The organism is Bradyrhizobium sp. CB2312 (assembly GCF_029714425.1).
Classification (GTDB): Bacteria; Pseudomonadota; Alphaproteobacteria; order Rhizobiales; family Xanthobacteraceae; genus Bradyrhizobium.
In genome coordinates, this window is record NZ_CP121668.1 from 7196706 (window position 1) to 7209129 (window position 12424).

The following is a 12424-nucleotide window of genomic DNA, read 5'->3' on the forward strand; positions in this document are numbered from 1 at the left end:
CGCCTGCCGCTAGCGGCAGGCCAGCCCGGACGAGGACAGCGCGATGCCCGTGCCGAGCGATCTGAGCGTGACCAGGGACTCGACCCGCCGCCGTAATCGCCTCAGCCCGTGGCTCGCGCTGGCGAGCGCGCTGTCGGTGCTGACGGTTGCGCTCGCTTTGTCTTATTGGGCCTGGCAGCCGGCCACGCTGCGCATCGCCGTGGGACCCGCCGGCAGCGACGACCAGACGCTTATCGCGGCGCTGGCGAAGGCGTTCGAGACCAAGGGCGGCGCGATACGCCTTGTCCCGATCGAGACCGACGGCACGCTGCAAAGTCTCAATCTGCTCGGCACCGGCAAGGCGGACCTTGCGGTGGCGCGCGGCGATCTCGCGATCCCGCCCGAGACCAATTCGGTCGCGATCCTGCGGCGGAATTTCGTGGTGCTGTGGGCGCCGACGGGGCGCAAGGGCGCAGCGCGGTCCAAAGTCACGGAGATCGCATCGCTCGGCGGACGCCGCGTCGGCGTCGTCGGCCTCGGCGATGCCAATCCCGACCTGCTGCGCGTCATCCTGGCCGAGTCCGGCGTCAATCCGCAGAAGGTGACGATCACCCAGTTCGGCACCGACCGCATCTCCGAGATGACCCAGGATGTCGCGCTCGACGCCTTCATGATGGTGGGCGCGCTCGACGACAAGGTCATCGCCAGCACGATAGCCACGACCGCGCGGCTGCGCGGCGAGCCCAAATTCCTCTCCGTCGACGTCTCCGACGCCATTGCCGAGCGGCATCCGCTCTACGAGTCCGAGGAGATTCCGGCGAGCGCGTTTGCCACGACGCCGCAGCGGCCCGACGACAAGATCGACACCATCGCGGTCAACCAGCTGATCGTCGCGCCCGCGTCATTGTCCGAGGACACGGTCGCAGCCTTCACCCGCGAGCTGTTCGCGGTCCGGCCGTCGCTCGCGAAGGATTTGCCCGGCGCCAGCCACATCCAGAAGCCCGACACCGACAAGGACGCCGCGCTGCCGGCCCATCCCGGAGCTGCCGCCTATATCGACGGCAACGAGCGCAGCTTCATGGACAAGTACAGCGACTACATCTGGGGTGTGGTGTTGCTGCTCTCCGGCCTCGGCTCGGTCGCCGCGTGGCTGCGCCATTATCTCAGGCGCGAGGAGCGCAGCCTCAACGCGCTGCATCGCGACCGGCTGCTGACGGCGATCTCCAGCGTGCGCGAGGCGACCTCGCTCGACGACCTTGCGGCCATGCAGGGCGCCGCCGACGAGATCCTGCGCGAGACGCTGGCCTGTCACGAGGACGGCGCCATCGAGGACGGCGACCTCGCCGCCTTCGGTCTCGTGCTGGCGCAGTTCCACCAGGCGATCGTCGACCGCCGCGCCGTGATCGCGGAGGCGCCCGCAAAGCCGGGCGGCGGCGCGCTTCAGCCGGTGCCTATCTCCACGGCTGCACGATGATCTTGGTATGGGCCTCGGGATTGGCGAGGTCGGCAAACGCCTTGGCGACGCCGTCGATACCGACCTCCGCCGTCACCATCGCCGCGGCATCCACCTGCCCCTCCGCGATCAGGCGCAGCGACGCTGCGAACTCGTCCGGTGTGTAGCCGAGCACGTACTGGACGCTCAGCTCCTTCATGATGCCGAGCATGGGCTCGTTTCTGTCGGCCTCCATGCAGACGCCGACCACGACGATGCGCGCATCGCGCGGTGCGCCTTCGAACACCTGCTGGAGCAAGCCGGGCACGCCGACGCATTCGAAGATGATCGCAGGCTTGAGCGCCGGCAGCATGGCCTGGAACGGCGGCCGCGCCGCCTTCTCGGTGTCCGACATCTGGGCGTGCTCGGCCCAGGTCGCATAAGGCTGCGACACCCTGGGATCGACCACGACGTCCGCACCGAGCTTTGCGGCGAGCGCCCGCCGGGCCGGCGAATAGTCGGCGGCGACGATCGGATGCAGGCCCTTGATCTTCAGCGCCGCGATCACCGCGAGCCCGACCGGGCCGCAACCGATCACGAGGGGCACTTCGTCGCCCCCGATATTCGCCTTCGCCGCGGCGTGGACACCGACCGCGAGCGGCTCGGTCAGCGCCGCATGTTCCGGCGCAAGACCGTTGGGCACTTCGAGCAGGAGCGGCTCGCTCAAGATCATTCTCTCCGCATAGCCGCCGCTGAAGTCGTTGGAATAGCCGATGCCCTTGATGCCCTCCGCTGTCAGCAGCGCGGGCAGCGAGCAGACGTGCGTGCCCGGCTTGAGCCGACGTTCGGTGCCTGGGCCGTAGTCGACGATCTCGCAGCAGAACTCGTGGCCGAACACGACATCGCGCGACAGATCCATCGGCGTTCGCCCGGTCTTCTTCGCCATCTCCACCATTCGTGGCGCGTGCTGGCGGGCGTGCAAATCGGAGCCGCAGATGCCGCAGGCGAGCGTCCTGACCAGCACCTGGCCGGGACCGGGCGTCGGCTCCGCCATCTGGCCGACGACAATCTCACCGTTCCTGAAAATCGCAGCACGCATCCGGCTCCTCCCCTGTCGTTGGAGCCGTTGATAGCACGTATCAGGGTACGCGGACTTGCGTCAGGGGTTCGGGGAACGCTCTTCCAGCACCAGGAGCTGGGCGCGGCGGATGCGCTCGCGATGGGCGATATAGAGACCGCTGGCGACGATGAAGGCGGCACCAGTGATGGTCCAGATATCCGGCAGCTCACCGAAGATGAAGAAGCCGAGAATGCTGACCCAGAGCAACTGCGTGTAGGAGAACGGCGCCAACACCGAGGCATCGCCATAACGGTAGGCGAGCACGACGATCCACTGCCCCACGGTGGAGGCAACGCCGACGACGATGCCGAGCCCAATCGCCGTCCAGCTGGGTGTCACCCAGGCGAACGGCACCATCACGGACATGATGGCAACACCCGTGAGCGCGGAATAGGCCATCGTGGTGAGAACCGCCTCGCGCCCGCTCATCATGCGGGTCATGATCAGCGCGGCAGCCCAGCAGAACGCCGAGACGATCGGAAAGAACGCCGCGACATGGAAAGCAGCCGAGCCCGGGCGAATGATGATCATCACGCCCATCAGGCCGATCGCGGTCGCGATCCAGCGGCGCATGCCAACCTTTTCGCTCAGGAAGATGATCGACAGCGCGGTAACGAACAGCGGCGAAACGAATCCGGTCGCGGAAGCTTCCGCAATGGGAAGGTAACTCACGCCGGTGATGAAGAAGAGCGAGGAGCCGAGCAGCGCCGTGCCGCGCATGATCTGCAAGCCCAATCGCTCGGTCCGCATCGCATGGAGCGGCGAACCCGGCAGCATCACCGGCAGGAACATCAGCGCGAACGTGACGAAGCGGATCCAGGTGATCTCGATCGAAGGCAGGCTCGACGACAGATACTTCGAGGTGACGTCGGAGCAGCCGAGAAACACCGTCGACAGCAGCACCAGCGCAATGCCCTTGAAGGGATGATCGACGCGCGCAGGCGCGCGGCGAGCCTCCTGCTTCTTCTCGGGCACGGAAGGCATAGGAATACTGTCGAGCCTTGCGGCTGCGGCGGGCGGCGGGGTCACGGCTGGAACCTGGGAAAACGACGATTCGGGAACGATCGTAAAAAACGACAAAAGCGCCGCTTTCACAACTTCCGAAAACAGGATGCCGATATGCGCTCACGTCCGCGCGCGTCAATACTCCATTAATAATGGAGGTTTGTGCACTACAACATGGGCAGGCTGCGCGGCTTCGGACCGCGCGGAAACGCCGCATCGAGCGCCGAAATCTCCTCCTTCGTCAGCACGAGATCGCCGGCGGCCGCATTTTCGCCGGCATGTTCCGCGGACGACGCCTTCGGAATCGCGAACACCGTAGTCGCACGGGTGAGGAAGCTCAGCGCGACCTGACGCGGTGTCGCACGACGCGCTTCCGCGATCTGCGCGAGCACAGCGCCACCCTTGCTGCGCGCGTCAGGGAAATCATCATGGCCGAACGGCGAATAGGCGACCACGGCGACGCCGTGCTGCCCGCACCACGGGATCACCGCATGCTCGATCGCGCGCTCCTTGAGGTGATAGAGCACTTGATTGCAGGCGATCTTCCCTTCGCCGGCGACATCGAGAATGTCGCCGAGATCGTCGGCGTCGAAATTGGACACGCCCCAGGATTTGATCTTGCCCGATGTCACCAGCTCCTCGAATGCGGCGACGGTGTCCTCCAGCGGATAGGAGCCACGCCAGTGCAGGAGATAGCAGTCGAGGCGATCGGTCTTCAGCCGCTTCAGCGAGCGCTCGCAGGCCGTGATGGTGCCGCGACGCGAGGCATTGCTCGGCAGCACTTTTGACACCAGAAACACCTCGTCGCGCCGGCCCGCGATCGCGTCCGCAATCACGAGCTCGGCATCGCCATACATCTCGGCGGTATCGGTATGCGTCATGCCGAGATCGAGCCCGCGCTGCAGCGCCGCGATCGCGCGCTTGGGATCGCCATGGTCGAGATACCATGTGCCCTGCCCGATGACGGAGACATTGGCGCCGGTCTTGCCGAAAGGTTTTGTGTTCATGTTCGCTCCGAACTCCGATGTTTCTTCCCCTCTCCCCGTTCTTACGGGGAGAGGGTTGGGGTGAGGGGCTGCTTCCGCAATCAAGGTAGCAGTTGGACTCGTGGAGAGTCCCCCTCACCCGCATTTGCGCTTCGCGCAACTGCGGCCTCTCCCCGCACGCGGGGAGAGGCGAAAAGCCGCGCGCTCAAGAGTTCAATCCGCCGATATCAGCGACCAGCACGCTGCCGGTCGCTGACTCCGTGATATAGAGCCGATCCCTGTTCGCGCCACCGATTGCGACATTGGTGCAGTTCGGCCCGGCGCACGACTTGATCCGCGCAATCAACTCGCCATTCGGCGCGAACACGAAGACGTGGCCGAGCGAAGCGTGGCCGACGAACAGGCGGCCCTTCGCGTCCATGGTCATGCCGTCAGGGCCGCTGGTACCGAACAGTGAGCAGAAGCGGCCGACCTTCGACACGCTGCCGTCCTTCATGAACGGCAGCCGCCACACCGCGTTGTCGCGCGTCATCGCGACGAACAGCACGGTCTCGCTGGGATCGAGCACCAGACCGTTGGGGCTGATGCCGGTGTCGATCAGGCAGTCGAGCCGCCCGTTCGGTGCGAGCCGGTAGACGCGACCACTCGGATCATGCAGGCCGGTCTGGCCCTGATCGGTGAAGAAGATGTCGCCGTTCGACGCAAGATGCAGATCGTTGCAGCCGCGGAAAGACTCAGAGTTACGCGCGGTCAGCACCGGCGTGATGCGGCCGGCCTTGGCGTCGAGCTCCATGATGCCGTGCATGTAGTCGGCCACCAGGATGCGGCCGTCGGCGGCGATCTTCAATCCGTTCGGCCAGCCGTCATACTCGATCACAAGCGACCACTCACCACCGGGCGCGATCCGGAAGATGCGGCCGAACGGAATGTCGACGATGTAGAGATTGCCGTCCTTGTCGAACGAAGGGCCTTCGATGAAGCTGTCGGTCGGCACACCCGGCCGGTTGGCATCGGCCCAATCCGTCCGCACACCCTTGCGGCGGAATGTGTCGGGCATGGCCGAGAAGAGTCTTGTTTCGATCAGGCGCGGCGGCGTTTCCAGGTACATCATGATTGTTATGATTGCTGAGAGGGAGAGCGCAGCAACATAAGGCACAATCGCGGGCGCGTCGATTGGGGCAACGAGCATGGCTGCGTTGGCGAGCGGTACCGGCCCGCGCGACTCTCGTGTCCCGGACGCGCTGCAACGCGTCAGCGTTGCTGCGCAGAGCCGGGATCCATAAGGGACAAACACTCTGCTGTTAGATAGGCCCCGGCTCTGCAGCGCACCACTTCGTGCTGCGCAGCGTCCGGGGCACGAGACCGTCTTGTAGCCCGTAGCCCGTCTCAGGCCGCGCGCACCGTGGCCAGGAACTGATCGACCTCGCTGCCGAGACGCTTGCTTTCGTCGAGCAGCGCGAGCGCTGCGCCGTGCACCTGGCCGGCGGCGGCGCCGGTTTCGGACGCGCCGCGCCTGACATCCTCGACGCTGGTGGAGACTTCGGATGCGCCCTGCGCCGCCTGCTGCACGTCGCGCGCGATCGCCTGTGCGGCGGCGCCCTGTTGTTCGACCGCAGCGGCGATCGAGGATGCAATGTCCGCCATGGATTCGATGGTGCCGCCGATCTCCTTGATCGAGTCCACCGACTGCCGCGTCGCCAACTGGATCTGCGCGACCTGACGGCCGATCTCGTCGGTCGCCTTTGCGGTCTGGCCAGCGAGCGCCTTCACCTCCGAGGCGACGACCGCGAAGCCCTTGCCCGCCTCGCCGGCGCGCGCCGCTTCGATCGTTGCATTCAGCGCCAACAGATTGGTCTGCCCGGCCACCGCCGAGATCATGCGCACGACCTCGTCGATGCGGTCGGCGGTCTGCGAGAGCGCATCGATCTGGCTGTTGGTCCGGTTGGCCTGCGCGACGGCCGCGAGCGCCACCTCGTGTGACTGCGCGACCCGCCGGCCGACCTCGCCGACCGACGTCACCATCTCCTGGCATGCGGCGGCCGCCGACTGGACGCTCGCCGACGATTGTCCGGATGCGGCAGCGACCGTTGCGGATAGGGCATTGGTCCCCTCCGCCGTATTGGTCAATCCATTGGCGGCCAGCTCGATTTCGGACGACGCCGCGGTGACGGCATTGACGATGCTGCCGACCGCCGCCTCGAACCGGTCGGCAATCTCGAGCATCCCCTGCTTGCGCTGGGCTTCCGCATCGTGCTTGGCCTGCTCGCGGGCATCGGCCATGTGCCGGTTCTCGAGCAGCTTGTGGTGGAAGACGGCGAGCGACGTCGAGATCTTGCCGATCTCGTCGTGGCGCGCGACCTGCTCGATCGGACGGTCGAGATCGCCATTCGCCAGATGCTCCATCGCCAGGACCATGCGGGTGAGCGGTGCGGTCAGCCGGCGGCCGAACCAGAACGCGATGACGATCATCACGGCGACGGTAATGGCGATGGACCAGACCACATAGCGATGCACGACCACGAGCTCATCGCTGACGGCCTCGAGGCGCTTGCCGGCCGCGGTCCTGACGGTCTCCAGATTTGGCCGCAGCCGATCGTAGATCTGGGCGAGATCCTCGGCCTCCTCATTGAGCGTGCTCTGGCCGGCCATGAAGGCGAGGAAGCTCGTCTTGTAGCTGTCGATCAGCTTCTTGATCTCGGCCTTGGCGTCGTCGGGCAGATCGGACTTGCCAAGCTCGGTCAGGAATTCGCCGGCGCGCTTGGTCAACTCGTCGCCGTATTTCTCGTCGCCGCGCAGCATGAAATCCTTCTCATGCCGCCGCATCATCAGCATGAGGACGGACAGCCGCGGCCGCTCGAATGTCCTGAGCTTGCTCTCGACCGAATGCACGGCCGCGCGCAGCTTGCCCTGCAGCCCGTCATTCTCGTTGAAGCCGACGAGCTTCTGAGCGGAGACCACATTGGCGAAGCGGGTGTTGTAGCTGGCGATGACGGGGCGGAACGACAGCGCCTTGCGCAGCGGATCGTCTTCCGCAAGGGCACCGGCGATCTCCTCGACTGCCGCCAGATGGCCGGTGGCCGCACGCAACGTCTCGTCATGCGCGGCGACCTTCTTGTCGGTCGGCTTCTGCAGGAAATTGGTGGCGAGTTCGCGCCCCTGCAACAGGCTCTCGGACAGGCGCGCGGTTTCGGATTCCAGCTTCGTGAAGCGGTCGGCGGTTGCACGGCTGCGATCCTCGATCTGCCGGCCGGCAAAATAGATCACGCCCACCATGAGGACGCCGGTCACGCCCAGCAAAAGCACCTGCGTGCGCAGGCCAAGGTGAAAGCTCCGCAGTTGGAAGCGGCGCGCCGACCGAAGTCTGCCAAACATGTGTTCCCAGCCCCGAAAGTATCAATTCGCAAAAATTGATCCATTTTGGCTGGAATTGCTTAACATTCCGGCAACCACCAGGCGGGCGCCGCCGCTCACGGCTAAGGTCCCCCTTTCCAGCCGGAGAATGGCCGGATTAGCCCGCCGCCCCCGCCAGCTTGGCCTGCTTCGCCGGCGCCTCGGTCGTCGCGATCAGGCGCTTCAGCTCGGGGATGCAGGAGCCGCAATTGGTGCCGGCCTTGAGCTTTGCGCCGATCTCGGCCGCCGTGCGTGCGCCGGATGAGATAGCGTCACAGATGGTGCCGCGGCCGACGCCGAAGCAGGCGCAGACGATCGGGCCGGTCGAGGCGCCGCCCTCGCTGGACTTGCCTGACAACAGCATGCGGCGCTGCTCGTCGGTGACGTGATCGGCGACGAACAGGCTCTTCACCACCTCCCAGTCGCCGGCGTCGTGCGCGGGTCCGACGAACAGGCAGGTCTCGATGCGGTCGCCCGCGAACGAGGCTGCGCGATAGACGCCGCCGCCGAAGTCGCGATACTCGGCCACGTCCTCGCCGGCGACGCCATCGAGCCAAGCCGGCCAGCGCGACAGATCGGCGTTGTCGGCGAAGAGATAGCCGAAGCCGTCTGAAACCGTGACGCGGGTCCACAACAGGTTTTGCGGCAGCTCGAGCTGCTTGCGCGACAACGCGAAGCCGCGGAAGACGTACTCATAGGGCGTGATCGCGGCAGGCGTCGCCTTGGACTCCGGCTGACCCGAGAACGGATCGGTGAACGACTGTACCAGCGCGCCGACGCGGCCGTGCGAGGCGTTCATCGCACTCCAGTGGATCGGCGCGAACAGCGTGCCGCGCTGCTGGCGTTCGCTGACGACCACTTTAAGGATGCACTGGCCGTAATCGGTGGTGATGCGGGCATAGCTGTCATGGACGATGCCGTATTTGCCGGCATCGTCAGGATGGATCTCGACGAAGGGCTCGGGCAGGTGCGCGCCGAGCCGTTGGCTGAGGCCGGTGCGCGTCATGGTGTGCCACTGGTCGCGGATACGGCCGGTGTTGAGCCTGAGGGGGCGCGACGGCCCGGTCTCGCCGCGCAGCGACGGCACCTCGGGTGCGACGAAGCGGCCCTTGGCGTCATTGGTGAAGAAGCCGCCTTGCGCGAAGAAGCGCTCGCCGGGCAGCCCGCCTTCGCGCACCGGCCACTGCACCGGCTGCAAGGCGTCGAAGCCCTCGTCGGAGAGCGACGTCAGCGCGCCGATGTCGAAATCGCGGCTGCCATCGTTCTCGAAGGCCGAGAGCGCGGCATGCTCACGGAAAATATCGGCGGCGGATTTGTAATGAAAACTGTCGCCGAAGCCGAGACGCTTGGCGGTCTCGCTGAGGATCCACCAATCCGGCCGCGCCTCGCCCGGCGCCGGCAGGAACGAGCGCTGGCGCGAGATGCGCCGCTCCGAATTGGTCACCGTGCCCGACTTCTCGCCCCAGGCGAGCGCCGGCAGCAGCACATGCGGGCCGGCCTCGACGGTGTCGTTGGAGAGCACGTTCTCGGAGACCACGAACAGTTCGAGCTTCTTCAGCACCTCGCGCACGAAATCCGCATCGGGCAGCGACACCGCGGGATTGGTGCCCATCACCCACAGCGCCTTGACCTCGCCGCGGTTGATCGCCTCGAACAGCTGCACCGCCTTCAGCCCCTCATGGGTGGCGATGCGCGGCGCCTTCCAGAACCGCCTGACCCGGTCGATGTCCGGCGGCGTAAAGCCCATATGTGCGGCGAGCATGTTGGCAAGACCGCCGACCTCGCGGCCGCCCATCGCGTTGGGCTGGCCGGTCAGCGAGAACGGTGAGGCGCCTGGCTTGCCGATCCGGCCCGTGGCGAGATGGCAGTTCAGGATCGCGTTGACCTTGTCGGTGCCCTGCGCCGACTGGTTGACGCCCTGCGAATAGAGCGTGACGACCTTCTCGGTGTCGCGGAACATCCTGAAGAAGGTGGCAACGTCCGCCTCGGAGAGTCCCGTGGCCAACGCGGTCGCGGTGACGCTGCCGGCGATGTTGCGTGCGCGCGCCAGCGCATCGTCAAAACCGCTGGTGTTCTGCGCGATGTAGTCCTTGTCGAGCGCGCCATTGTCGGCGAGATGGACGAACAGGCCGGAGAACAGCGCAGTGTCGGTGCCGGGCTTGAGGCCGAGGAACAGGTCGACGTCGCTCGCGGTGTCGGTGCGGCGCGGATCGATCACGATCATCCGCGCGCCGCGCTCCTGCCTGTTCTTCAACATGCGCTGGAACAGCACGGGGTGGCACCACGCGGCGTTCGAGCCGACGAACACCAGCAGATCGGCCTGGTCGAGATCCTCGTAGCAGCCGGGCACGGTGTCGGCGCCGAAGGCGCGGCGGTGGCCGGCGACCGAGGACGACATGCAGAGCCGCGAATTGGTGTCGACATTCGCGGTGCCGACAAAGCCCTTCATCAGCTTGTTGGCGACGTAATAATCCTCGGTGAGGAGCTGGCCGGAGAGATAGAAGGCGACCGCATCTGCGCCATCGCGCGCCACGATATGCTGCATGCGGTGGGCGACGTGATCGAGCGCATCGCTCCAGGCGACGCGCTCCAGCACGCCCTTGCAGCGGATCATCGGGTAGAGCAGCCGGCTCTCGAGCCCGACGGTCTCGCCGAGCGCGGAGCCCTTCGAGCACAGCCGGCCGAAATTGGCGGGATGATCAGGATCGCCCGCGATCGCCGCGCCGCCCTTGCCGTCCGGCGTTGCCAGCACGCCGCAGCCGACGCCGCAATAGGGGCAGGTCGTTCGGGTGGCTCGAAGGTTTGGGTCGATCGCCGTCATGTCAGGCTGCCTTGGACGGAAGGGCAAGCGTGCGGCCGAACATCATGTCGGCGCGGATCGCAGCGACCTTCTCGCGATTGCGAATCAGCTCGAGATACCAGAGCGCATCGACGGTATCGCCGATCAGCACAGCGCCGGTCAGCCGGCCGTCCGCGATGACGAGCTTCTTGTAGGTGCCGCGTCTGCGGTCGGTCAGCACGAGGCTCTCGCTGCCCTCGCCGCCCATGAAATCGCCGGCGGAGAACACGCTGACGCCGGAGACCTTCAGATTGGTCGAGACCACACTGCCTTGATAGGCGGCGGGCTTGCCGGCGAGATGCCGCGCCAGCACCCGCGCCTGCTCGTAGGCGGGCTCGACCAGGCCATAGCAGGTGCCGCGATGCTCGGCGCATTCGCCGAGCGCGTAGATGTCGGGCGAAGCCGTCTGCATCTCGTCGTTGACGACGATGCCGCGGTTGACGGCGATACCGGCCTCCTTGGCCAGCGCGATGTTCGGCTTGATGCCCGCCGCGAAGATCACGGCATCGGCCTCGATGCGGCTGCCGTCGGCGAGCTCGACGGCTTCGACATGACCGTCGCCGTGGATGCGCGCCGTGGAGGCATTGAGCAGGATGCGGATGCCCTTGCGCTCGACCAGCGTCTTGAGGAGATCAGCGGCCGTTCCATCGAGTTGGCGCTCCATCAGCCGGTCCATCAGATGCAGCAGCGTCACCGGCGCGCCGGCCTTGGCGAGGCCGTAGGCGGCCTCGAGTCCGAGCAGGCCGCCGCCGACCACGATGACGCGCTTCTTCGCGGCCGCGAGCGTCAGCAGCAGGTCGACATCGCGCGTGTCGCGAAAGGTGTGCACGCCGGCAAGATCGGCGCCCGGCACGTTGAGCCGTAGCGGCGTCGAGCCCGTGGCGAGCACAAGCTTGGAATATTCCATGCTCTCTTCGCCTGCGATCTTGAGCTCGCGGCGGCCGGTGTCGATCTCGGTGACGCGATAGCCGTAGCGCACCGTGACGCCGCGTTCACGCCACCAGTCGGCCGGCCTGAGCTCGATCTCGTGCGAGCCGGTCTCGCCGGCCAGCACGGAGGAGAGCAGCACGCGATTGTAAGCGAGCCGCGGCTCATCGCCGATGACGGCAACCGCGTAGCGGCCGAGTGCGGTCTTGGCGAGTTCATCGACAAGCCGCGCGGCCGCCATACCGTTACCGACGATGACCAGCGGTTCACTCACAAGGCATCTCCTATTCGGCGGCCTGCGCCTGCGCGCCATAGGCCTCGGAAATCATGTAGCCGGACAAGACGCCGTAAGCGTCGGTCCAGGCGGTTGCGAGCTCGGGCGTCCAGGCCTCGCCAAGACCCTTCTCCAGGGTCCACAGCAAGGTCGCGCCGACCACGGGATAGTGCTCGGCCTTGGCGCCGTAGGCGACGTGGCGCTTGGCGAGCGCGGAGGCCGCGGGAAGAATCGTCTCGAGATTCGACAGGCCGCCAACGACGGCGGCGAGCATGGCCATCAGCTTCTTGCGCTGCTCGGTCATGTCCTCGGGAAACATCGCGCGCACGGACGGCGCCACTTCGAACAAGCGGTCGTAGAACAGTTTTGAGGCTGCTTCCGAAATCGGCGCGACCTTGGAAAAGCTTTGCTGCACGAGGGCGATCTGCTGAGGCGTCATGATGGTCTCCTGTCTGTTTCGGTCTGCCTTTGT

Annotated in this window: 9 protein-coding genes; 1 reads left to right on the plus strand and 8 read right to left on the minus strand. The window is 66.1% G+C overall.

Features of this window, described 5'->3' with window-relative positions:
• The first annotated feature begins 43 nt into the window (after window positions 1-43).
• Window positions 44-1453: a TAXI family TRAP transporter solute-binding subunit gene (locus QA642_RS34980; protein ID WP_283080955.1), complete on the plus strand. Its 1410-nt coding sequence runs from the start codon at window positions 44-46 to the stop codon at window positions 1451-1453.
• On the opposite strand, the gene QA642_RS34985 is transcribed toward QA642_RS34980, so the two are convergent.
• From QA642_RS34985 to QA642_RS35020, 8 genes are all read right to left on the minus strand, one after another.
• On the minus strand, window positions 1431-2510 hold the full coding sequence (locus QA642_RS34985) for a zinc-binding dehydrogenase (protein ID WP_283080956.1): 1080 nt from the start codon (window positions 2508-2510) through the stop codon (window positions 1431-1433). The two genes, QA642_RS34980 and QA642_RS34985, sit on opposite strands and share 23 nt — an antisense overlap.
• A 60-nt stretch (window positions 2511-2570) precedes the next feature.
• Window positions 2571-3515, minus strand: coding sequence for a DMT family transporter (locus QA642_RS34990; RefSeq protein ID WP_283087038.1), 945 nt, complete (start codon window positions 3513-3515; stop codon window positions 2571-2573).
• 188 nt (window positions 3516-3703) lie between these two features.
• Entirely contained in the window at window positions 3704-4543 is an 840-nt protein-coding gene (locus tag QA642_RS34995; RefSeq protein WP_283080957.1) for an aldo/keto reductase, read from the minus strand.
• A 184-nt stretch (window positions 4544-4727) separates the two neighbouring features.
• Window positions 4728-5630 (minus strand): SMP-30/gluconolactonase/LRE family protein, encoded by a 903-nt coding sequence (locus QA642_RS35000; protein WP_283087039.1) that lies wholly within the window; start codon window positions 5628-5630, stop codon window positions 4728-4730.
• Between the two features lie 278 nt (window positions 5631-5908).
• Window positions 5909-7894, minus strand: a complete 1986-nt coding sequence (locus tag QA642_RS35005; RefSeq protein WP_283080958.1) for a methyl-accepting chemotaxis protein — start codon at window positions 7892-7894, stop codon at window positions 5909-5911.
• A gap of 136 nt (window positions 7895-8030) precedes the next feature.
• Window positions 8031-10733 carry a nitrate reductase gene (locus QA642_RS35010; protein ID WP_283080959.1) on the minus strand — a complete coding sequence of 901 codons (2703 nt, stop codon included), beginning with the start codon at window positions 10731-10733 and terminating at the stop codon, window positions 8031-8033.
• A gap of 1 nt (window position 10734) precedes the next feature.
• Window positions 10735-11952, minus strand: coding sequence for an FAD-dependent oxidoreductase (locus QA642_RS35015; RefSeq protein ID WP_283080960.1), 1218 nt, complete (start codon window positions 11950-11952; stop codon window positions 10735-10737).
• Between the two features lie 10 nt (window positions 11953-11962).
• On the minus strand, window positions 11963-12391 hold the full coding sequence (locus tag QA642_RS35020; RefSeq protein WP_283080961.1) for a globin family protein: 429 nt from the start codon (window positions 12389-12391) through the stop codon (window positions 11963-11965).
• Between the last annotated feature and the right edge of the window lie 33 nt (window positions 12392-12424).

Excerpts from the sequence above, each read along its gene's own strand:
- QA642_RS34980 (WP_283080955.1), top strand. The coding sequence starts at position 44 with ATGCCCGTGCCGAGCGATCTGAGCGTGACCAGGGACTCGACCCGCCGC.
- QA642_RS34985 (WP_283080956.1), bottom strand. The coding sequence starts at position 2,510 with ATGCGTGCTGCGATTTTCAGGAACGGTGAGATTGTCGTCGGCCAGATG.
- QA642_RS34990 (WP_283087038.1), bottom strand. The coding sequence starts at position 3,515 with ATGCCTTCCGTGCCCGAGAAGAAGCAGGAGGCTCGCCGCGCGCCTGCG.
- QA642_RS34995 (WP_283080957.1), bottom strand. The coding sequence starts at position 4,543 with ATGAACACAAAACCTTTCGGCAAGACCGGCGCCAATGTCTCCGTCATC.
- QA642_RS35000 (WP_283087039.1), bottom strand. The coding sequence starts at position 5,630 with ATGTACCTGGAAACGCCGCCGCGCCTGATCGAAACAAGACTCTTCTCG.
- QA642_RS35005 (WP_283080958.1), bottom strand. The coding sequence starts at position 7,894 with ATGTTTGGCAGACTTCGGTCGGCGCGCCGCTTCCAACTGCGGAGCTTT.
- QA642_RS35010 (WP_283080959.1), bottom strand. The coding sequence starts at position 10,733 with ATGACGGCGATCGACCCAAACCTTCGAGCCACCCGAACGACCTGCCCC.
- QA642_RS35020 (WP_283080961.1), bottom strand. The coding sequence starts at position 12,391 with ATGACGCCTCAGCAGATCGCCCTCGTGCAGCAAAGCTTTTCCAAGGTC.